This is a genomic window from Micromonospora nigra, assembly GCF_900091585.1.
Taxonomy (GTDB): Bacteria; Actinomycetota; Actinomycetes; order Mycobacteriales; family Micromonosporaceae; genus Micromonospora; species Micromonospora nigra.
In genome coordinates, this window is sequence record NZ_FMHT01000003.1 from 3,711,474 (window position 1) to 3,733,231 (window position 21,758).

Genomic DNA, 21,758 nt, shown 5'->3' on the forward strand with positions numbered 1-21,758 from the left:
GGTAGATACGCCACGGTGGCGGACTGACTCGTTTCCGTGCTGTCGCCCTGCGGGCTGACGAGGTCTTGTCATGTCGTCCGCCGCCGTGTCGACCTGCCGGCGTGACTTGATTGGAGCATGGTCCAGATCCCCGATTGAGGCATGTCCGCCGGTTGGTTCCCCTCTTGCCGCCATGACCTGGGAGTTCAGCAAAGGTGATCGTTCTTGGTGTCGACCCCCACAAGGACCTGCTGGTCGTTGTCGCGGTGGACAGCAACGGCCGTCAGCTCGACGTGACGTCCGCTCCGGCCCGGCCACGCGGGGTGAAGTCCCTGTTGCGCTGGGCTCGGCAGTACGGCGAACGGCTGTGGGCCGTCGAGGACGTCCGGCATGTCGCCGGCGGCCTGATGCGGGGTCTGCTCGCGGCCGGTGAGCCGGCGGTGTGGGTGCCGACGCAGTTGACTGCCCGCTACCGGCGGGTGGGTCGGGGTCAGGGCAAGAGCGACCCTATCGACGCTCTCGCCGTCGCCCGCGCCGCGCTGCGTGAGGACCTGCCGCCGGCCAGGCCGGAGGACGAGTCGCGCGTGGTGAAGATGCTGCTCGACCACCGCGAGGACCTCGTGGGTGAGATGGTGCGCATGTGCTCGCGGCTGCGGTGGCTGCTGCATGACCTGGACCCGGACTTCGCCGAGACGATTCCGGCTCGCAAGCTGCACAAGCGCCGCTGGGTGACGCATGTGCGCGACTACCTCGCCGCGCAGGCGGGGAGTGTGGGTCTGTCCATCGCTGCGGAACTGCTTGACCGGGTCGAGGAGTTGGCCCGGCGAGCTGATCAGCTCGAACGTGAACTGCACGAGTTGATGAAGGTCCAGGCGCCGCAGTTGCTGGCGCTGCCCGGGTGTGGGCCGCTGTCCGCCGCCAGGATCGTGGCGGAGACCGGTGACGTGCGCCGGTTCCACTCCAGCGCCGCGTTCGCCATGCACACCGGCACCGCACCGATTCCGGCATCGTCCGGGGCGACACATCGGCATCGGCTCAACCGGGGCGGCAACCGGCGTCTCAACGCCGCCGTGCACCGCATCGCGATCACCCAGGCCCGCGTCGACGACCGGGCCCGCCGCTACCTGGACAACCGCAAAGCGATGGGCAACAGCCGCACCGAGGCGATCCGCGCTCTCAAACGCCACCTCGCCCGACACGTCTACGGACTCCTGATCACCGCCAAGCGGCTGTCCGGCGAAGTCGCCGTCCCGGGGCAGGACGGCCTGCCAGCCGTGCCCTGAACGCCCGTGTCGGCGTCAGCGCTATCCGCGGCGCCGCGGGCCCCACCAGGACAGGATCGGAGGAAGATCCCGCAGCAGGTTCTTGGGAGCCTTTGGCATCGGGGACTCGCCATCGTCGCCGTCCCACCGTCGGCCGTACTGGTCGGGAAGGTTGCCCCAGCCCCAGTACGGCGTCGGCTCCGTCGGGACGAACCCGAGCTGATCCAGCGGATCGACCCGCTGCTCATCGACCGTGCACAGATGCGCCCAGTCATCACCCATGTCGAAGACGTAAGCGAACTGCTCACCCGGGGTGAGCCGACTCAGCTTGGTCTTGTCACTGTCGACCGCACCATCCGGAGGCTCGTCCCAAACCCGGAACGAGCAGACCGGTGTCTCGTCGGCGAGGGTGAACAGCCGTAAGTGGGCCAAGTCCCATCGGGCGAAAGCGTCGTCGATCGCCGCCCCGAGCTGCTCGAATATGTGCGTCCGCGCTGCGGCGAAGATCCGCCCCGGGCGAGGCCAGAAGTCTTCGCCACGGCCGGACACCAACTCAACCCGGATCGACAACCACGTCCGCGCCACCGCACCGCCTCCGTCACCACCTGCGCAAACGACGCTACCGGCAGCACTACCCTCCGAGTCCGTCGGGGTGGCCAGGAACGGAAGCTTGACATTGGAGCGACAGGACATCAGCAACGCCGGAAAGCGGGCCGGCATCACCGGCGAACACTCCAGCGTCTGGAACCACGTCGCCACCGCCGTTCGCATACTTCGACCCCGGCTGCTGTTCGTGGAGAACGTCGCCGCCCTCCTGCGGCGAGGGCTCGACGTCGTCCACCGTGATCTGGCCACGATCGGGTACGACACGAGCTGGCTATGCCTACGCGCATCCGACATCGGCGCAGCCCACCGCAGAGACCGGCTGTTCCTGCTTTATCTGGACAGACAGTGGCGACAGTGGTGCAGATCACAGCAGCGCTGGCTCGTCGCCTGCATTGCGGTCCGACTGGGCTGTCGGCCTGGTCAGGGCTGGCGGACTGCGATGAGGATTGCCCCTGGAGCGTCAGTGTCGGGGCCGATCAGCAGTTGGGCCTTGATGGTGAATCCGGTGTCGCGTAGCCATGCTGCGACTCGGTCGGGCTGGCGACGGTGAACGTAGACATTCATGGGGTGGCCGCCGTAGCCCTGTGTCTTGAGCCTCGACTCGTCGCCCACGTGGAAGCCGAGTAGCAGCGGTCCGCCCGGACGCAGCACCCGGTGGAAGTGGCCCAAAACCGAAGGGACGGCGTCATCGGGTATGTGGATCAATGACCAGAAGGCGAGCAGGGCGGCAATCGAGGCGTCGGCGAGTTGCAGATCGGTCATCGAGCCCACTTCGAATCGCAGATCGGGGTGGTCGCGCCGAGCCAGGTCGATCATCGCGGGTGATAGGTCGATGCCGAAGGCGTCGACGCCCAGTTCGTGCAGGTGGGCGGTGACGTGTCCCGGCCCGCAGCCCACGTCTGCCACCGGCCCGTCGCCGGCGGCGTGGACCAGCTCAGCGAATAACGCCAGACTTGCACGAAGGTATGGCTCCGTGGCGAGAGCGTCGCGTACGAAGTTGGCGTAGCTGTCGGCGACTGTGTCGTAGGAGGTCCGGGCGTCTACCAACCAGTCGTCTGTGTTCCTGCTGGGTGACCCGGGCGCGTTGCGGTCTTCCAGCGGTGACTCGGTTCGCGTCATCGGTCGATTCCTCCTGGTTGGGCTGTTAAGGACGGTAAACTCGCTCACGGGTGAAACGTGTTGAGTTCCTGCAGCAGGCTGCGGATGCGACCCGCGATGCAGCGGTGTCGTTCGATCTCTCGGGCCCAGCCACGTTCGGTGGCGTCGGCGATGAGTTGCTCTTCGGTGTGCAGCCGGTCCTCGAGCCGGGGGATGTACTGAGGTGTGGTGACGAACTTAGGGCAGCTCAGGTAGAGGTCACATTCGCACGGCCCTTCCTGGGGCAGGCGCAGGCAGCGTCCGAGTTCAAGTTCGGTCTTGTAGAAGTTGGTCTGGAGCCAGTCGAGTGCGGTCTGGTCGAGTTGGCCGCGGCGCAGAGTGTCCGCCAGAGGGCCGGCGATTGCCGCTCCAGGCTGCAGGACGGCCTGGTAGTCGGCCAGCACGACCGGGTCGGAGATCTGCGAGTAGGTCATGGACATGCCCGCGCTGAGGTGCCCGAGGATCTTCATGATCGTCTGGGTGCGGGCGCCTTTCTCGGCCAGTTGGGTGCCCAGCGTGTGCCGGAACCGGTGGGCGTGGATGGCGGGCTTGCCTTCGGCATTGAGGATGCCGAGTTCGTCGCAGATGCGTCCGAGCGGCACCGCGAACAGGTATTCGACATCGGCGAGCCGACCGTTGTTGAGGAACAGGTAGCGCACGTTCTTGTCGGTGTCTCTGTCGTAGATGCCGCGGTCCTGGTGCCCGAGGCGCAGTTCATGGACACGGCGGATCGCTTCGGCGGCTTCGGGGTGGATCGGCACGGTGCGTTCTTTGAGCGATTTGCCGGCGGCGAGCCGCAGCCGCGAGGTGCCGTCGGGGTAGGCGTCCAGGCAGTCGAGATGCAGCCGGCGGATCTCTCCGCGGCGTGCGCCGCTCCACCGGGCGACCAGCAGCGCACACCGTTGCAGCGGGCACTCGACGGCGCGGATCGCGGTCATCAGCGGTTCAAGTTGGTGAGCCGGGATGAACCGTGGGACGCGCTGGACCGCCCGGGGAACGTCCATTCGGGTCAGTACCGGGCGAGCGGGCATGTCGGTCCATTCGGCATGGGCTCCGTAGCGGAAGAACACGGTGACTTCGGAGATAATGCTGCGGCGGTAGACGTCGCTGAGCGGCTGCTCGGGGTGCTTGACTTTGCGCTGCCCGACCAGCCACGTCATGAAGTCCAGCAGGTCGGCGCGAGTCAGTTCGGCCAGGTTCTCCACAGCCGGGCGTTGCTTGGCCAGCCAGATGCCCAAGCGTCGCATCGCGGCCCGGGTCGAGCTCATAGAGTCGGGCCGCACGATGAGAGCTCGTTCGACCAGGTAGCGGTCCATCACCGCGGCGATTCGCGGCTGCGCGCTCAGCGGCGGCAATGGTTTACGGTCCAGGCGCTGTGGCAGCCGGTCGGTGATCCCGGCGTGGAACAACGCGATCCCGGTGCGGAACACGTTGGTGCCCCACGCGTTCTTGATCGTCGTGAGGTGCCGTGGGCTGAGGACCTCGTCGATGCCGGGGACCTGCTCAAGGGTGCGGATCGTCGCCCTCAATTCCTCGACATCGTCGGCGGTGACCGCGTGCAGGTCCGGATCGCCGCGGTGCAGCACCAATCGCATCACGGTCCAGGACACCCGGAACGTGCTGCTGTCGGGGTTGTGTCCCAGCGCGGTCACCCGCTCGCGCAGCTGGTCGACCTGGGCGGTCAGTGGCAGGCCAAGCTGGTCGGCGATCGGCCACGGCTTGATCACACCGATGCCGAGCAGCCAGCCCCAGTCCAGCCGCAGCCGGCCGGTCAGGGCCAGGTAGATCAGGTAGTCGCGGGCGTTGTAGTTGATCCAGCCGGCGGTGACGTCGAAGTCATCCCCGGGGCCGCGACGCCGGGTCTGGGTGTCCTTGTTGCGCCACCCCAGCCGCTGACGCAGCGGCTGGTCGAACCAGCTATCAAGCTCGGGGAACTGGCGCAGGAAGCGAGCATGTCGACGATGCAGCCGGATCTTGCGATCCTGGCTGTAGATGCCGCTGTGCTCGACGAACGACGTGTACTCCTCGGCCGGACAATGTCGTGGACCACCGACCACGGTCGGTGGCGGTGATGCCGGCAGGCGCAGAACGACTCCGCTCACGGTGTGGTGTTCCCGATCGCGGCACGGTAGTCCTTGACCACATCGGGATCACTGACGCGGGTGTATATCTTCGTCGAGTCGGGGCTGGCGTGCCCGAGCCGGGTCATCAGGGTCAAATCCCGCATTCCGCCTTCGAACATGCGGGTTGCGTGCGTGTGGCGCAGTGCATGCGGCGTCAGCCAGGCATCGCGGACGCCAGCACGCCCGGCGGCCCGGGCGAACATCCGCACCAGGCCGTCGTAGCTCAGCGGCTCCCATCGTCGCCGGCCGCGACCGCCGACGAGGAACACATAGCCGGTGTCGGCGTCTGCGGGACGTTCGTGCATGACATAGTCGCTGACGGCCGGCAAGGCTCGGCCTTCCAACAGGTCGACGGTCCGGTCCCGGCGGGACTTCTGCCGCACCCCCGCCGGGTGATCGGTCCGGTGGCGTACCACGATTCGCCGACGTCCGTAGGAGATGTCCTCCAGCCGCAGGCCGAGGACCTCTCCTGGCCGCAGGCCGCCTTCCCACATCATCTCCAGCAACGCACGGTCCCGCCGGGTGCGCAGCACACCCAGCAAGGCGACGTAGGTGTCGTCGGACATCGGTCGCGGCAGCGACTCCACCGTCTTGATCCGTAACGCCCGACGCACCGGCCGCTGCGGACGCGACGTCACCAACGGCGCCCGAGGACGGCCCGGAACACGAGCCGCCGCCTGGTCGGAGATCGTCACGATCGGATTGTCGGCACCGCCGTACCGTTCGACGCTGATCAGGTACTCGAAGAACGACGACACCGCAGCCAGCACGCGGTTACAGGTCTTGGCCGCCAACAAGCGGCCGTTCCCGGCGGTCAACCCGAGATCCAGCCGTTGGGCCCCACGGCCCGACGAACGGGTCCGCAACCACTCGATGAAACTCACCGCCAGCGCTGGCCTGAACTCCTCGACCGTCAAGCCGCGCCCGTGCAGAAACTGGAACAGCTTCTGCAAGTCATGCGCATAGGCACGGACCGTGTTCGGCGAATAGTCACGCACCGTCAACAAGCGGAGGAACCCGACCACATCGGCAATGGGCACGCCGGCGTCGTCAACCAACTCCACACCGGGCTGCCCGACCGGGGCATCAACAACTTTTGTCACACGCACGCTGGACAACGTAGGGGTTCAACGAGCCGTCCAGAGAATCAGTGGCACCTCAACTGTCCAGATAAGAAGGTGGCCACTCCCACCGAACGACTGGCAGGGGGTGCGGACGTTGCCGACACCCTGCGCCCGTGACGGCAAAGGCCCAGGCCACCGGTACGGGCTGCCGGACCTGGTCGAGCCCACCGGCACCCGCCACGGGCTGCTCCCCACGCCGACCGCGGTGGCCTACGGGTCGAACACGTCCCCATCAGTCGGGGCGGCCCGCCGGCCGGGCCTGGCCGGCATCGCCACGCGGATGCTGCCGACACCCACGGTGGCCGACAGTCGATCCTCGGCGAACGTCACCGCCGCACGCACCACCCCCACCGGACACACCGGCCGGACCCTCACCGACGTGGCTCGGCTGCTGCCGACACCGAGGGCCAGCGACACCGGCACCCCAGGCCGGCGGGCCGGCACCGGATGGCGACCACCACTGTCGCAGGTGCTGCTACCCACCCCGAGGGCAACCGACGGCACCAAGGGCTGCCCCGGACAACGCGGATCACATGGTGACCTGACGCTGCCGTCGGCAGCCGTGCGGGTACCGACCCGGACGCTGCCCACCCCCCGCGCCTGCGACGCGCGGGGACTCGGGCGCCACGGTGACGGTGGCGGGGACCTGCGCACCACCGTGGCCGCGCTGGGCCAGCCCGACGCCGACCGGTGGGGGATATACGCCGAGGCGGTGGCGCGATGGGAACTGCTGCTCGGCCGACCGGCACCGGAGCCGACCCAACCAGGGCGGCACGGCAGACCGGTCCTGGCACCACCATTCGTGGAATGGCTCATGGGCCTGGAAGCCGGCCACGTCACCGACCCGACGCTCGCGTTGCCGCGCACCGGCGCGCTGCGCGTCCTCGGCAACGGCGTCGTCCCCCACCAGGCAGCCGCCGCCCTGCGGCTGCTGCTGTGCCCGTACAGGTGGTAGCGGGAAAGGGCCCTGCGGCCTACCGACGTAGCCGACAACGGCTCCGGCTCAAGCCCAGGTGAGCCCCCGCCAACCTGCCTGAACGCCCACACCACCGGCTCGTTCCGCAGGCGGCACCCCCGATTCAACCGGAGTGCGGTGCCGCCTGCGGAGTCAACCCTCGTCCGAAACCCAGAACCCAACTACCCCTGCCACAGAAACCACTATCGCCCGCACGTAGGAGTCACCCCCTATGCGACCAGCACGACGAACCCGCACCCCCGCCGCCACCACAGGCAACGGCGACGCGCCCTCTGCCTGGACCACGGAGCGCATCCTGGCGTTGGGGGCGACCACGGACCTCACCACCGCCGCCGCCATCCTCGGCATCTCCCGCTCAGTGGCGTACAAGCTGGCCGCCCGCGACGCCTTCCCGGTGCCCCTGTTCCGGGCCGGCGCGCACTACCGCGTCCCCACCGCCCCGATCCTGCGGACACTGCACCTCGAATCCCCACCGGTCTCGGCACCCGAGGACACCGACAGGTCGGGCGTCGACCAGGCCGCCGGGCGTTCAGGCAGCGGCAGGGACACCACGGTCGGCAACCCTCCGCCGTGACGCAGCCCGGACAACACGCCCGCACTACGGCACCGGCCGAAGGCCCCTCCGCGTGCACGGACCCACCTACCGGGCTGGAACCGCGGTGACTTGATCGTGCCCACCGACCACGCGTGGATGTCGATCGACCAAACCGATGCCCCACCACCCCACACGAACGGGAGCACCACCACCGATGCCAGACGGAAGCATCTTCAAGCGCTGCGGCTGCCGCCACCCCGACACCGGCAAGCCCCTGGGAAATGACTGTCCGAAACTACGCCGCGCGAACCGCGCCTGGAGCTTCGATCACGGCCACTGGACCTACCAGATCGAACTACCACCCACCACCGATGGTGGGCGCCGGCAGCTACGCCGCTCCGGCCTTCCCACCCGCCGTGCCGCCGCCGACGAACTCGACCGCGCCCGAAGTCTGCTTGCCCTCGCCGATGGTGACCGGCGCCGCCGTACCGAGATCGCCGACCTGCTGCAGACCGCCGTACGCGCCAAACGTCCCCTGCCCGAGGTCGACCGCATCCGCCAGCGGCTGCGCGGCGACGGGACGCTGGCCGACATGCCCACCGTCGCCGAGTACCTCACCGGCTGGCTGACCCACCTCACGGTCGACCCGAACACCAAGCACGGCTACGAATCGATCGTGCGGGTCCACCTCATTCCACACCTGGGAGACATCCCGCTGGACAAGCTGCGCACCACCCACATCCGCGCCATGTTCGCCGCCATCGAGCGCCGCAACGACGAGATCACCGCCGCGAAGACAAGCACTGACCCAGCGATCCGCAGGTCCGTCACGGGCGTGCGCACCACCGGCGCCAGCACACGCCAGCGCATCCGCGCCTGCCTCCGCAAGGCGATCAACGACGCCCTCGCCGACGAACTCATCGTCGGCACCAACCCCGCCGCCCTGGTCAAGGTTCCCGCCGACCGACCCCTACCGATCGTGTGGGAGGACGAACGCGTCCAGCGGTGGAAGGCCACCGGGAAGGTCCCCGGCCCTGTCATGGTGTGGACCGACACGCAGATCGTGCAGTTCCTCGACTACGCCGCCGTCCACGCCCCCAACCTGTATCCGATGTGGCACTACATGGCCTACCGCGGACCCCGACGCGGCGAAGCGTGCGGCCTGCGAGACAGCGAAGTACGCCTGCACCGCCGCGAAACCACCATCAACAACCAGATCGCCACCCACGGCTACACCGCCGTGCAGAAACCACCGAAAAGCAGAGCCGGAAACCGCGACATCGCCCTCGACACCGACACCACCAAAGTCCTCACCGCCTACAAGGCCCGCCGCGCCGCCTGGCAACTCACCGCCGGCGACACATGGCCCGACACCGGACTGTTCTTCGTCCGCCCCGACGGGAAACCCTGGCACCCCAACGCCGTCACCCAACGGTTCCGCAAACTCATCCGCAAAGCCGGGCTACCCCCGATCCGACTGCACGACCTGCGCCACAGCGCCGCCACCATCGCCCTCGACGCCGGTATCGACATCAAGGTCGTCTCCGAGCAACTCGGCCACTCCACCACGACCCTGACCCGCGACACGTACCAAAGTGTCACCAAACGGATGCACCAGGACGCCGCCGATGCCGTCGCCGAGAAAATCAACCAGAAGCGCCGCGGTTCCCGCCTCGCGGGATGAGACCGAACAGCAGCAGGCATCCGCAGTGGGCCGAGTCCGTACCGCAAGTGCTTCGTCCCTGCCTACCGCCGGCCCGATCCGTGAGCAAGACCGCTGGTGCGGTGCAACGCGTGTCGTGCGGCCTGGCTCCGCGGTCGGCGCTGTCGTTGTGGACCGGTGTCGATAGCACGGATGAGAATTGGGGGGATTACGGCCGGGCGTGTGCGATCGACGGGTATGTGGGCGTGGTCGCCGTCGGTCAGCGGCAGGCGCTTGTTCTGGGCGACGAACCGGCAGCAACGACGTATCTGTCCTTGGAACGGCTGTTCCTGCGGTGGGCGGCGGCGGACGAGGAGGACGACCTGGTGAGCGCGGCCCGCCGAGCGGTACGTGTTGGCGTGGACTGGGACCCGGATGAGGATGTCCGCTGGGTGGTGGACGGGCCTGTGGTGATGTCGATTCGGCGTGGCCCGGAGCGGAGTTGGAGCCCGACAATCACCTCGTGATCGATCTAGTCCCGGGCGACTACCGGGTCCGGGCGACGTCCCGCGCCGAGGGTGACAACTGGTCGGTCCTCGTCCAGCTTGAACCCGCGCCATGAACTCGCACAGCCCGAGGCAGATGCAGACTTGATCAGGACATCCGGATCTTCCGCCGACCAGGGTGTGACGTGCGTGGAGGTCGAACGATCCGTCGTGCCGGTGCGGCGTACGTAGGGTGACGAGGGGCCCTCAATCCGAGTTGTCATTGCGGAGGTCAGGGCCCGATGGTGGTAGCCCGTAGATGCCGTTGGCAGTCACGGTGGCGTTGTCGATATCGCTCGGGTCGATGCTCCAGCGGCCGGCCATCGTCATCACGTCGGACTCGGAGGGTGTCGTTTCGTGCCAGGCTGTCCACTCATCGTCTGACCAGCGTTCCCATCCGGGCTCCCTGCCGCGTGTGCCGATGCCTAAGGGACGTCTCGTAACTCGGTAACCGGTCCATCGTGGATCATGTCGTGGTGCAGGTGATCTCGGCGGCCCGCCCGGAGTGGATCTTCCCGTTCACGGGGCTGCAGCCCGCTCAGTTCCGCAGACTGGTCCGGCTGGTCGCCGAGCGGGGTGGTGACGCGATCGCTGACGGGCGGCCGGGGCGGCAGTGGTCTCTCGACCTTGCCGATCGGGTGCTGCTGGTAGCCGCCTACTGGCGCACGAACCTGACGATGCGGCAGATCGGCCCGCTGTTCGGGGTGTCGCACTCCGCCGCCCATCGAGTCATCGACACCCTCGGTCCGCTGCTCGCCCTGGCCCCGGTACGCCGGCGTCGGGTCGACCAGATCACCATCGTTGACGGCACCCTGATCCCAACCCGGGATCACCGCCTGGCCGCCCCGAGCAAGAACTACCGCTACAGCACCAACCTGCAGGTCGCCATCGACGCCCACACCCGCCTCGTGGTCGCACTCGGCGACCCGCAGCCCGGCAACCGCAACGACACCATCGTCTACCGCACCAGCGGCATCGACCAGAAGCTGGCCGGACGGCCGGTCATGGCCGACGGCGCCTACCGCGGCAACCCCGAGGTGATCATCCCCTACCGCAAGCCCGCCGACGGCAGCGAACTGCCCGAGTGGAAAGCGGAGCTGAACAAGCAGCACCGCACCATCCGAGCGCAGGTCGAACACGTACTGGCCCGCATGAAGTGCTTCAAGATCCTGCGCGACTACCGCCGCGCCGCCCACACATTGACCCACACCGCATCCGGCATCGCCCACCTCCACAACATCATCCTCGCCGGGTGACACCAGCCCCGTTGCCGAGCAACGCCTTCACCGAGTTACGAGACATCCTTTAGTTCGATTTCGTCGGCTGTCGGAGCACCGAGGAACAGCGGCGCCTCGCCTCGCTTGCCGATGAAGCAGTAGGCGCGCAACAGTTCACCATCCCGGGACCGAGCCCAGGCGTGATAGTCCGGGACCCGTTCGTTGGCGAAGAACTGCACCTCGCCCAGACGCCGACTCAGCACCCTGAGCCAGTCGGGGAAGGGCGGCTCGGTCGCGTCGAAACCCGGCGGAATGTGCCGCCGGCCGTGGGCGAGGGTCCAGCCTGACACCGGCGCGGACACGTGCACGCCGTGGCGGTAGGCCCGTTCGGTGCCGGTGGCCCAGTCGAGGACTTCCCGCCGGTGTAGACCAAGCACATCGGCAACCTCACCAGGGGTCCGGTTTCGGACCGCCAGCCACGACGTCTTGTAACTGAATCCGGCCACGCCATCACGATCCCAGGAGGCTGCTTGCGGCTGCCTAGGGCCTGTGTCGAAGTCGGTCACAGCCACTCGTTGATGGCCGCGAGGTGGATGGTGGCTTCGTAGCGCACGGCGAGTTTGTCGAATCGGGTGGCCACGGCCCGGTTGCGTTTGAGGCGGTTGATGCCGCACTCCACGGCGTGACGTTGCTGGTAGAGGTGGGGGTCGAAGGCGGGCGGGCGGCCGCCCTTGGATCCCTTGGCCCGCCGGTGGGCGTCCTGGTCGGCCTTGCTCGGGATGGTCGCGGCGATGCCCCGCCGGCGCAGGTAGGCCCGGTTCGCCTTCGATGTGTACGCCCTGTCGGCCAGGACTCGGTCCGGGCGGGTCCTCGGGCGGCCGGTGCTCACGCGGGGAACACGGATGGAGGCGAGGACCGGGATGAACTGCGGGCTGTCGCCGCGCTGCCCGGCGGTCAGCACGATCGCCAGGGGTTTCTGCCCCTGCTCGCAGCCCAGGTGCAGCTTCGTGGTCAACCCACCCCGCGACCGGCCGAGCGCGTGGTCTGCCGGCTCGACGCTGACCCCGCCAGGCGGTTCGACCTGCAGATCCCCCTTTTCCGCGCTCCGGCCGCATGCTGATGGGCCCGAGCGCTGGTGGAGTCCACACTGACGTCCCAGGTGATCCGCCCGGCCGCGTCGGCGAGAGCCTGCAATGCGGTGAGCACCCGCTGCCAGGTCCCGTTGCGCTGCCACCGCCGGAACAGGGCATACACCGCCGACCAGGACCCGTACTGCGGTGGCACGTCTCGCCACGGGGCGCCCACCCGGATCCGCCACCGGATCCCGTCGATCAACTGCCGCCTGGTCCACAACGACGGTCGACCCGGCCGCTTCGGCGCCGGCAGCAACGGCTCCAGCACCGCCCACTGCACGTCGGTCAGGTCGAACCGCCTCGTCACCGCTAGGGTGTCCACGAGGTCTCCGGTTTCAGGTTCTGCTTGGTCGCTGAACCATCTACCGGAGACCTCACCCATTTTCGATCTTCGACACGCCGAGCGGTCACGCCACCTCAGACACCACCGCCGACTTCGACACAGGCCCTAGTGGCATCCGGATCTGCGCGGGTTTCGTCGTGGGCTGCTGTGGCGCTGCTCTTCTCGGCGCAGCGGGGGCAACGGGTTGGACACGGAGTCAGCGCTGCGGCCGTGGCCAGACCGCTGGTGTGCAGGATCGTGGTGACAGCCTCGTCGAAGCCGGTGTTCTCGGCCAGGACGTGTTCACCGTCGATGCCGAGCAGGTCGCGGGGTAGATACCATTCGCGCATCTGATCTGCGGTGACAGGAATGGGCTCGTCCCGGTTGAGGTGGCGGCGTACCGTCTCCTCGAACGAGACGTCGAAGTAGAAGACGGCGCTGGGCTCGGGATGCTCGGCGATGAGTCGGCGCAGGATCGTGCCGTGGCCGTGGTTGTCCAGGATACCTTCGACAATGACGTGGTAGCCGGCTTCGAGCGCGGCACGCGCGGTCGAAGCGATGAACGTCGGTGCCACCGGATGCATCCGGTTGCCGCCGTGTTTTCTGAGCAGGACTCTGCGCAGGTAGTCCTGTTCCACCAGCGCGGTGCCCTTTGCCTTTTCTCCTCGCGGGAGGAGGCCGAGCTTTGGCAGGCACCCGGAGTGGGCCAAGGTCGATCCGGGGCGACTGGCTCGGCCACCCCCGCGCCTGTCAGGTTCAGCGGGGCTTGCGGGCGGTGGTGGAGGCGAACTGGTAGCCGCGCACGAGCACTGTCGGGTCGGTCATCAGCTCGGCGAACCGGTCCAGCTCGTCGTGGGACAGGTCCTCGGCGAGGAGCCGGTCGCGTAGCTGGGTGGCGTTGTCGGCGTACAGGCGGCAGCCGGCGCTGCCGCCGGTCCAGGTCGCGGCGGTCCAGCGGGTGCGGACCTGTTCGAAGCCGTTGGCGAGCAGGACTGATGGGACTTTGTCGCCCCAGTGCAGGTCGACCCCGCGGCCGGCGAGGACGTCGAGGATGGTGTGCACGACGCGGGTGATGAGGTCGTTGTCGCTGTCGGCGGGGGCGTGCGCGGACACGGGTGCGTAGACGATCTCCCCGAGGACGAGGTGCCCGCCGGGGCGCAGCGCGTTGATCATGCGATGGAGCAGCTGGTGCCGGTTCGGTAAATGTTCCAGGACGCGGCGGGCGGTGGCGATGTCGATGGTGCCGGGTTCGACCGGCAGCGGTTGGGTGCGCAGGTCGCGTTGGTAGACGTCGAGCACGCCGGTGGGGTTGAGCATGCTGGTGTCGATGTCGACGGCGATGACCTTCCCGGCGTGGCCGACCAGTTCACACAGGTGCTGGGCGATGGAGCCGGCGCCGGCTCCGACGTCGAGGGCGGTGTGTCCGGCGGTGACGCTCAGGCGGGTCAGGTCGTCGAGGGTGACCGGGTCGAGCATCTCCTGCAAAAGTGAAGCTGGTGGGGGCTGTTGCGGAACTGGTAGCGCTGCGTGGGTGCGGTGGCCGTCACGGTGTGTCTCCTTGCGTCGTCGTGGTGTGGCAGGGCAGGGGCGTGGTCAGCAGCCAGTGCTGTTGCGGTCGCGGGTGCAGCGGTCGGGGTGGCGGGGCTGGCTGGGGAAGGGTTGCGGGTTCCCACCAGCGGCGGTTGGCGTGGCTGTGGGCGAGGTAGAGGAGGTAGGTCTGCACGCGCCAGCCGGAGGGATCCAGGTGGGCGGACTCGTAGGCGAGAACGTGCCCGGTGTCCGGGTGCAGGATGAGCAGGGCGCGCAGGCCGTTGCTGGTGGCGGCGACGGCGATGCCGGGGCGGCCGGACCGGTCGACCACGCGCGGGTAGTAGGTGAGCGGGCTCAGATCGGCCAGCACCTTGAGGGCGGCGGCGCGGCCGTCACGACGAGGGCTGTACCAGGTCGACAGATGCGCCAGGTTCGCCAGCACCTCGGTGAGATCGGCTGGTGAGGGCTCGTTGATGCCGAGGTCTTGGCGCAGCACGTCGGTGCGGGTGAAGGGGCCGATCGGTCCGAGCTGGTGGAGGTCGCCGGGCCGCCACCAGTCGTCAGTGATCGGAACGACGCCGGCGGGATGCTGGGTGGCGAGTTGGCCGCCGGACCGGTCGTCGCCGCGCCACCGGACCACCTCCCGAACCGTCACCCCGGAGCGGGCGGCATTGTTCCACTGCCGGTAGTGCACGAGGTCATACGGGCCCGCCGCGGTGTCGCACGGGCTGATCCGCAGGCGTGCGGCCAGCGCCCGCAACGGGGCGCGCGCCGGTCGCGGGTACGACACATGGGTGCCCAGGCGGCTGGTGGTGTCGCCCGCCGGTGCGAGGCGGGGCTGCGGGAACGCTGAGGTGGGACAGTGCGCGGCATCAGGTTGGCCGTGGGGCGGCGCCGGCGTTGCCGCGGCGGGTACGGCGGTGGCGGCCAGCACCACCAGCGCGGTCACTGTTGCGGCGGTGGGAATCACCGGCGTTCGACGGCGGTAGCGGTGCCGCGGGCGTGGCAGGTGCGGTGTTGCTGGACGTGGTCGACAACCTCGGTGATGAACTCACGAGGGTAGACGCGGAGTGCCGGCATCGATGGCGATCCTTCGTGCTTCACGGAACAGATGGGACTATCGGGGGTTCACCGCTGCTGTCGGTGGAGGCGGTGACGGTTGTCTGCGGTCGGGGGTGGGGTTAGCGGGCCAGCGTCGGCTGCCGGCGGCAGGTCGGTGCATGCCGAGCAGGGTCGGGCCGTCGGGGAGGCGGATGTCGGCCTGGGGGCGGTAGCCATGGCGGGTGAACAGGTCACGGTTGCGCACGGTGACCTCGGCCCACGCGGGCAGGTCGGTGCGGTCGATGCGGGTGAGGTAGTGCCGCAGCATCGCCTCGTCGAGGCCACGCTGGTCGTCAGGTGGGCTGGCGAGGACAGCGAGGTGGTGGTGCGGGTCAGCGGGGCGGCAAGTGTCCAGGACGCTGTCGAGGGTGAGGAATCGCCGCAGGTAGGGTCCGGCGGCCGCGGCGAGGCGCTGCGGGTAACTCGCCGGTGGTGGCAACGGGCGTAGCCGGTGCAGACCGACGGCGACGGCGGTGAGGTCGTCGGTGACGTGGACCTCGCCGAAGAACAGGGCGTGTTCGACCCAGATCTCGGCCACGGCGGCAAGCACCGACAGCCGGTGGTTGACGTTGGGGACCAGCCGTTCGGCGAGGCAGCCGGGGTTCAGGCTGGCGGCGACAACGTCGGCGGTGCCGTGGCGTTCGGTCCAGCGGAGGGTGCGGATACGGGGCACAGTCATTGGTGTGGTCCTGGTCCGGTGAGTGGTGGACGGCTATCGGTAGGCGGCGGTGGCGACGTCACCGACGCTGGCGTCCACGGCGGCAAGGATGGCCCGCACGGGTTGGTAGTGCTGGTCAGCGACATTTCGCAGCCGGGCGGGGAGGGTGGCGGTGTCGTCGTCGAGGTAAAGGTGGTCCGACAGGCCAAGCACGGCGACGAGGCCGGCGAGGGCGGCAGTGTGGTTGTCGGGCGGTTCCCGGCCCTGAGCGAGGGCGCACAGTCGGGCCCGGGGGATGATCTGCCAACGGGTGTGGCTGGGCAGGTAAATGTCGGTGCGGACGAGTCCGGCCAGGCGACGCCGTTGCTGGTGGTGCAGGATGCCGACGGTGACCAGGGCGGCGCGGGTGCGGTCGTAGAGGTCGATGCTGAACCCCCGCAGCCAGCCACGTAGCGGCGGCGGGGTGACCGCATGGCGGATCGAGGCGATCGCGGTGTCGGCGATCAGGTCGCCGACGGGCCGCTTGGGGCGCGGGTGCAGGTACAGGTGCGGGTCGCCGGCCGGGCGGGCCGGGTCGTTCGGGCCCAACGCGACCCGCCCGGCCAGGAACAGGTCGATCAGGACCGCGCCGGCCAGGCCGAGGGCGAGGGCTTGCCGATGGATGTGGGTGTGGCCGGTGTCGCCGTCGTGGCCGAGCAGGAACACCTCGTCCCGCAGCGGCAGCGGCCTGGTCAGGGCGGTCACGGATCGATCCCCTACCGCGACCTGGTCGCGTGTTGGCGTAGCCGGGCGTGGACGCCGCCGTAGGCGGGCGACCAGCCCGGCAGTGCAGCCGTGTCGACCGAGGCCAGGACGGTGTAGTTGGGGTCGCACACGTTCCCGACGGGTGCCCGCCCGGCCTGGGAGACCAGCTGGTAGGTGTCCAGGGTGTCCATGCCGGTGTGTTCGCTGGCCCAGCCGACGAGATCCGTGTGGGCGACCCGGTAGGCGTCTTCAAGGGGCCGGGCGCATCCGACCGACGCGATCGCGGTGTCGGTCTCCAACCGTGGCCACCCCGTCGACACGCCCTTGACCACCTCGACGGCCAGGGTGGTGACGGTGGCGATCTCGACGCCGACACCACACGCCTCACCGTCGCCTTGGCGGGCGTGGCCGTCGCCGAGGGCGAGCAGCGCCCCGTGCACGTTCACCCCCAGGTACACGGTGGTGCCGGCCTGCATGAGTGGGGTGTCGAGGTTGCCGCCGTGGATGTCCGGCACGATCGTCGCGCGGGCCTCGAACGCTGCGGGGGCGACGCCGATCGTGCCGATCATCGGCGCCAGCGGCAGGTCCACACTGTGGTCGGTTTCGGTGGCCTGGAACCTCACCGTGCCGGCCTTCCGATCGATGCCGTACATCCACACCCGCTCCTGCAGAGCCGGCTGCAAGGTGGCCGTGTGGGAGGTCGACGTCAGCGCCCCGAAGTGCGGGAACGTCGCCGACACCCCCCACTCCCGGGCCGGCTCGATCGACATGATGTGCACGGCGAGGGTGTCGCCGGGCTCGGCGTCCTCGACGAAGAACGGCCCCGACACCGGGTTCAGATAGGGCATCTGGCACACCTGCGATGGCAGATCCGCCGGACCGCGCACCCGCCCACCGAAGCAGTCCTCGGTGAACACCTCCAGCACGTCCCCCGACCGCACGTGGACCACCGGCATCCGCCCGCCGAAGGTGTAAGCCAGCTCGTCCCGCGCCGGCCGGTACCTGATCCTGTCCGCCTCGTGTGTGGTCATGCGGTTCACACCCTTTCCATCGTGAGGCGGGACGTCGACCCCTCGGCGGCGGTCATGCCCGACAGCACCGGCCGCCGGCCGGTGGCGTACAGGCCGGCAAGGACCACCACCCCGAGGGCCAGCCACGCCAGTCCCAGCCGCTGCGCGGCGATGTCCGCGTTCACCACGACGTAGGCGAGGATCACGAACCCGGCCGCCGGCATCACCAAATGGGCCCACCAATTTCGGCTACCGCGCCGCAGCAGGTAGTGCACGACCACAGACACGTGCAGCACCAGGAACGCCACCATCGCCCCGAAGTTGATCAGCGACGACAACAGGGTGATCCCGTCGGCGCGCACCGACATGTACAAGCCGAGTGCGAGGGAGACGGCGCCGGTGAGCAGGGTCGCGTTGATCGGCACGCTGCGGCGCACCGAAACCTTCGCCAAGAAGGCAGGCAGCTGCCTGTCCCGGGCCATTGCGTACAACAGGCGCGACGTGGCCACCTGCGCCACCATCGAGTTCGGCAACCCCCACGCGATCGCCGTCGCCACCGCGCACAACGTCGCCAGCCAACCTCCGCCGGCCGCTGCGGCCGCGCCGTAGAAGGCGGTGCCGTTCGGATCTCCGTCACTGAGCAGTGAGGCCGGCTCGGGGACGAGCATCGCGGCCAGCCAGGTCTGGGCGATGAACAGCACCCCGGCCAGGACGAGGACGGCGGCCATGGCGCGGCCGATCTGGCGGGAGCCGCCCTTGGTCTCCTCGGCCAGCATGGAGATGCCGTCGAAGCCGAGGAAGGACAGCACCGCGATCGACACCGCCCCGGCCACGAGGGACCAGGTGAACGTGTCGGAGTTGTAGAAGGCGTCCCAACCGAACCGGCCCCTGCCCGAGGCGAGAGCCCAGCCGGCGACAGCGAGGAAGACCGCCAGGACGATCAACTCGCCGACGAGCATCACCCGGGTCACCATCGCGGTCATCCGGATGCCGACCGAGTTGACGACCGTGTTGACCGCGACGAACCCGAGCAGCCACAACCAGACCGGCACCGCGGGCACGGTGGCGTGCATCGCCATCGACGCCACCAGGTACAGCAGACCCGGCACGAGGACGTAGTCGAGCAGGATCACCCAGCCGGCCAGGAAACCGACCGGCGCGCTGATGCCCCGGCCGGCGTAGTTGTAGACGCTGCCCGATATCGGGAACGCCTTGACCATCTGCGCGTAGGAGAACGCCGTGAACACCAGCGCCACCACACCGACCGCGTAGGCCAGGGCCACCATGCCACCGGAGCCGGCGTACACACTGCCGAAAATCGCCATCGGCGCGATCGGCACCATGTACACCAACCCATAGGACAACAGGTCCCGGAATCGCAGATGGCGGCTCAACTCCTGCCGATACCCATATCGGGAGAGGTCATTTTGGAGACTCATTAGACTCCTCAAGTATTTCAGTCCTGGCCACTCTCACGATTTCGCAGCCGATTCGTCAGCGAGGCAACTGCTCGTCGGCACGAACCGTCGGTAATGATTTCGCCCGGCATGCGGACGGGTGTCTCAGCAGTGAGAATTACGCGTCCGGCCAGATCAGTCGATAGTGCCGATGCGGACATACGGTATTGTCCGCATGCAACTGTCCGCGTAGCGTTCGACCACGTACGGTCAGACCTGTCCAGATGAGGCAGCGAGGGCAGACGACACCCAGGAGTACCGGTGGCGCAAACTCCACGGCAGCTGACCCCGCATCGTTCGGCGCTGCACGGATTCGGTGCCGCGCTTCGGCGGTGGCGCGAGTGCCGAGGGCTGTCCCAGCGTGCTCTAGGCAGGCTGGTGCACGTCAGCGGTGACCTCGTCGGCAAGGTTGAGAAGGCCGAACGTTGGCCGTCTGCCCGCTTCATCGAGTCTTGTGAGAGCGCGCTGGAAGCGGGTGGTGAGCTGGTCGGCCTTCTGCCGGGCCTTCAGAGTGAGCGTCAGCTCGCCAGCGTCGGCTACCGCTTGGTCGACGGTGCGGAGGGCCAGCTTCAGGCCTGCATCGATCATCCCGACGAGCCCGACCTGCTCCGCTCATGGCACGAGCAGCTCGTCGGTCTGGCCACTGCCGGAAACCGCATCGGTTACGCCGGGATGGCGTCTACCGCCCATGCACAGATCAGCGCCGCAGCCGCCATCGGGCGGCGAAGGCGCTTAGCCGACCGCCGGGACGTACTAATCGCGCAGGCGCTGTGGGCGGAGTTCCTCAGCTGGATCGACGAGCAGAGCGATGGCACCGAGGCTGACGCCTGGTTGCGACGCGCCCAGCAGCACGCCGTCGAAGCTAAGGCGCCAGCGTTGACAAGCTACGTCCTGATGAGGCAGAGCCAACGCGCCCTCGAGCGCTTCGATCCGCGTAATGCCATCGCCTTGGCGCAGCGGGCGCTGGAGGAGGTTCGGTTACCCGGCCGTATCCGCGCTCTACTGCTGATCCGGCAAGCTCAGGCCTACGCGATGGGAGGTGACCAGTACGCCTGTGCAGCCAGCATCGACAAGGCGCACAGGGGCGCCGGCAGCGCCGACTGGGGCTCGGAACTGCCGATCGATGTTGGCGTCCATTGCGATCCGGTGTACGTGGCTGCCCACGAAGCGCAATGCCGTCTGCTCCTCGGCCAACCGGCGGCTGCAGCCGATCTCTACGAGCAACTCCTGCGCCATTGGCCAGATCAGTGGCGCGTCGACGAGGCCCTTTGGCGATCGGCCCTGTCCACCGCCTACGTCAACAGTGGCGACGTCGAGCGCGCGGCGACCGAGGCCGCCAACGCCTTGGCCTTGGCCACTGGTACCTCCTCCGCGCGGGCTCTGCGCTGGTTGAACCCGACGGTGGTGGCCCTTCGCCAGCAGACAGCCGTTCCGGAGGCGGCGGCCTTTGTGCTCGCCTATCGGCAGGCGACTCTCGAAGCGTGCAACCATTAGCCCGTGGATCTGATCACCACGGCGACGAGTACCGACGAGTCCGAGCGAGCGGCGTCCGTCGCGGTCCTCCCGGTCGGGAGTTTCGAACAGCACGGTGCCCACCTGCCGCTGGTAACGGATACGATCGTGGCGTGCGCGATCGCGAAGGCAGTCGCCGAGCGCTACGGCCTATTTCTGCTGCCGCCTGTGACGATCTCATGCTCCCACGAGCACTCGGCGTGGCGTGGAACGGTCAGCGTAAGAGCCACAACTCTCGCCGCCGTCGTCGTTGACATCGCTGACTCCCTGCGTGATTCGGGCATCGATCGGCTCGCTGTGATCAACGGACACGGTGGGAACTACGCGCTTGCCAACGTCGTTCAGGAAGCCAACGTCGCCGGACCGGCGATGACTCTGTTTCCCGCTCGGGCCGACTGGGACGACGCTCGAGTTGCCGCCGGCCTGCACAGCACAGCCCACCAGGACATGCACGCTGGTGAGCTCGAGGTTTCGCTGCTTCTGCACGTTGCGCCCGAAGTTGTGCGTGATGGCTTCGAGCATGCCGACCACCTAGCGGACGATCGACGTCACCTCTTAACGCGGGGCATGAGTGGCTACACCACCAGCGGCATCATTGGTCTGCCGTCCCACGCCACCGCGGCCAAGGGCAAAGCCGTACTCGAAGACCTTGTCCGCTCTTTCGCCGACCATTACGGCCTTCTGCCGGGACCCAAGGCATGATCAGGAATGATGCTGGACGACAGCTGCTGTCCGCATCGACATTGCTCCGGGGAGCGATCGGGCGGGAAGTTTGCAAGGTGATCCGAGGGCTGGACAAGGTGCTCGGACGTAGAGTCGGCCACGTCTAGGCGCTCACGCCGGCCCGGAAGACCGCGCCCTGTCGGTGGCCGCGCCGGTGTCCCGGCGAGCGGTTGACGAGCCCGCCGTCGTCCGGCCCGCGTGGAAGTTGTTCGAGGAGGACCCGTGAGGCTGGGCGACAGGATCGCTGAAGTGTCAGTGGACGACGCCGTCCGCGCCTCGGTGAGCTATGACCAGCTGCGTACCGGCGATGACGGCCTGTTTTGGCTGGAGACTCGCCCCGACGCTGGCGGGGGTACGACGGTGACACGTTGGCGGCCGGGCGAGGGCAAGCGTGATGTCAGTCCGGTGGGCTTCGATGTCGC

At 68.4% G+C, this 21,758-nt stretch carries 20 protein-coding genes and 2 pseudogenes; 9 read left to right on the top strand and 13 right to left on the bottom strand.

Translation table 11 applies throughout. The features are described from left to right. The first annotated feature begins 194 nt into the window (after positions 1-194). A complete protein-coding gene (locus GA0070616_RS15980) occupies positions 195-1,262 on the top strand; it encodes an IS110 family RNA-guided transposase (protein WP_217628207.1) in 1,068 nt (355 codons plus the stop codon). A gap of 21 nt (positions 1,263-1,283) precedes the next feature. Here GA0070616_RS15980 and GA0070616_RS15985 read toward each other — a convergent pair whose 3' ends face one another. Next, the gene (locus tag GA0070616_RS15985) at positions 1,284-2,000 is read right to left on the bottom strand and encodes an IS1096 element passenger TnpR family protein (RefSeq protein ID WP_245712793.1); all 717 of its coding nucleotides are present in this window, start codon (positions 1,998-2,000) and stop codon (positions 1,284-1,286) included. Between GA0070616_RS15985 and GA0070616_RS15990 the strand changes: the two are divergent. Further along, positions 1,894-2,124, top strand: a pseudogene (locus tag GA0070616_RS15990) (DNA cytosine methyltransferase); the annotation flags it as partial. The gene GA0070616_RS15985 and the pseudogene GA0070616_RS15990 overlap by 107 nt on opposite strands. Positions 2,125-2,267: 143 nt before the next feature. Here the strand turns inward: GA0070616_RS15990 and GA0070616_RS15995 are convergent. From GA0070616_RS15995 to GA0070616_RS16005, 3 genes are read right to left on the bottom strand one after another with little or no spacing between them, the layout of a single operon-like run. Further along, positions 2,268-2,966, bottom strand: a complete 699-nt coding sequence (locus GA0070616_RS15995; RefSeq protein WP_091082747.1) for a class I SAM-dependent methyltransferase — start codon at positions 2,964-2,966, stop codon at positions 2,268-2,270. A 44-nt stretch (positions 2,967-3,010) separates the two neighbouring features. After that, on the bottom strand, positions 3,011-5,086 hold the full coding sequence (locus GA0070616_RS28880) for a tyrosine-type recombinase/integrase (protein WP_245712794.1): 2,076 nt from the start codon (positions 5,084-5,086) through the stop codon (positions 3,011-3,013). Continuing rightward, positions 5,083-6,216, bottom strand: coding sequence for a tyrosine-type recombinase/integrase (locus tag GA0070616_RS16005; RefSeq protein ID WP_217628208.1), 1,134 nt, complete (start codon positions 6,214-6,216; stop codon positions 5,083-5,085). Before GA0070616_RS16005 ends, GA0070616_RS28880 begins: the two co-directional genes overlap by 4 nt. Positions 6,217-6,316: 100 nt before the next feature. Here GA0070616_RS16005 and GA0070616_RS16010 point away from each other — a divergent pair, with 100 nt between their 5' ends. The 5 genes from GA0070616_RS16010 to GA0070616_RS16030 all read left to right on the top strand — a co-directional run bounded on the left by GA0070616_RS16010 (position 6,317) and on the right by GA0070616_RS16030 (position 11,185). Continuing rightward, positions 6,317-7,186 carry a hypothetical protein gene (locus GA0070616_RS16010; protein ID WP_425412953.1) on the top strand — a complete coding sequence of 290 codons (870 nt, stop codon included), beginning with the start codon at positions 6,317-6,319 and terminating at the stop codon, positions 7,184-7,186. A 232-nt stretch (positions 7,187-7,418) separates the two neighbouring features. Next, positions 7,419-7,781 (top strand): DNA-binding protein, encoded by a 363-nt coding sequence (locus tag GA0070616_RS16015; protein WP_091082757.1) that lies wholly within the window; start codon positions 7,419-7,421, stop codon positions 7,779-7,781. 175 nt (positions 7,782-7,956) lie between these two features. Next, complete coding sequence (locus GA0070616_RS16020; RefSeq protein WP_091082760.1) at positions 7,957-9,426, top strand: site-specific integrase; 1,470 nt, start codon at positions 7,957-7,959, stop codon at positions 9,424-9,426. A gap of 80 nt (positions 9,427-9,506) precedes the next feature. Further along, entirely contained in the window at positions 9,507-9,911 is a 405-nt protein-coding gene (locus tag GA0070616_RS16025) for an Imm21 family immunity protein (protein WP_245712796.1), read from the top strand. Between the two features lie 494 nt (positions 9,912-10,405). Further along, on the top strand, positions 10,406-11,185 hold the full coding sequence (locus GA0070616_RS16030; RefSeq protein ID WP_091090882.1) for a transposase family protein: 780 nt from the start codon (positions 10,406-10,408) through the stop codon (positions 11,183-11,185). Positions 11,186-11,220: 35 nt separating this feature from the next. Here GA0070616_RS16030 and GA0070616_RS28175 read toward each other — a convergent pair whose 3' ends face one another. The 9 genes and pseudogenes from GA0070616_RS28175 to GA0070616_RS16075 all read right to left on the bottom strand — a co-directional run bounded on the left by GA0070616_RS28175 (position 11,221) and on the right by GA0070616_RS16075 (position 19,083). After that, complete coding sequence (locus GA0070616_RS28175) at positions 11,221-11,712, bottom strand: hypothetical protein (protein ID WP_175439934.1); 492 nt, start codon at positions 11,710-11,712, stop codon at positions 11,221-11,223. Then, positions 11,709-12,586: pseudogene (locus GA0070616_RS16040) on the bottom strand (IS5 family transposase). Before GA0070616_RS16040 ends, GA0070616_RS28175 begins: the two are co-directional and overlap by 4 nt. Positions 12,587-12,696: 110 nt before the next feature. Then, a complete protein-coding gene (locus GA0070616_RS16045; protein ID WP_091082769.1) occupies positions 12,697-13,239 on the bottom strand; it encodes a P-loop NTPase family protein in 543 nt (180 codons plus the stop codon). Positions 13,240-13,357: 118 nt separating this feature from the next. After that, on the bottom strand, positions 13,358-14,077 hold the full coding sequence (locus GA0070616_RS16050) for a methyltransferase domain-containing protein (RefSeq protein WP_091082772.1): 720 nt from the start codon (positions 14,075-14,077) through the stop codon (positions 13,358-13,360). Between the two features lie 67 nt (positions 14,078-14,144). Next, positions 14,145-15,080: a hypothetical protein gene (locus GA0070616_RS16055; RefSeq protein WP_091082774.1), complete on the bottom strand. Its 936-nt coding sequence runs from the start codon at positions 15,078-15,080 to the stop codon at positions 14,145-14,147. Between the two features lie 168 nt (positions 15,081-15,248). Then, positions 15,249-15,911, bottom strand: coding sequence for a hypothetical protein (locus GA0070616_RS16060; RefSeq protein WP_091082776.1), 663 nt, complete (start codon positions 15,909-15,911; stop codon positions 15,249-15,251). 33 nt (positions 15,912-15,944) lie between these two features. Next, on the bottom strand, positions 15,945-16,634 hold the full coding sequence (locus GA0070616_RS16065; RefSeq protein WP_091082778.1) for a GOLPH3/VPS74 family protein: 690 nt from the start codon (positions 16,632-16,634) through the stop codon (positions 15,945-15,947). Between the two features lie 11 nt (positions 16,635-16,645). Next, positions 16,646-17,665 (bottom strand): acetamidase/formamidase family protein, encoded by a 1,020-nt coding sequence (locus GA0070616_RS16070; protein ID WP_091090920.1) that lies wholly within the window; start codon positions 17,663-17,665, stop codon positions 16,646-16,648. Between the two features lie 5 nt (positions 17,666-17,670). After that, entirely contained in the window at positions 17,671-19,083 is a 1,413-nt protein-coding gene (locus GA0070616_RS16075) for an APC family permease (protein WP_091082780.1), read from the bottom strand. 279 nt (positions 19,084-19,362) lie between these two features. Here GA0070616_RS16075 and GA0070616_RS16080 point away from each other — a divergent pair, with 279 nt between their 5' ends. Together GA0070616_RS16080 and GA0070616_RS16085 are read left to right on the top strand one after the other, a co-directional pair. Continuing rightward, on the top strand, positions 19,363-20,595 hold the full coding sequence (locus GA0070616_RS16080; RefSeq protein WP_091082782.1) for a helix-turn-helix domain-containing protein: 1,233 nt from the start codon (positions 19,363-19,365) through the stop codon (positions 20,593-20,595). A gap of 3 nt (positions 20,596-20,598) precedes the next feature. Further along, complete coding sequence (locus GA0070616_RS16085) at positions 20,599-21,315, top strand: creatininase family protein (RefSeq protein ID WP_091082784.1); 717 nt, start codon at positions 20,599-20,601, stop codon at positions 21,313-21,315. The last annotated feature ends 443 nt before the right edge of the window (positions 21,316-21,758 follow it).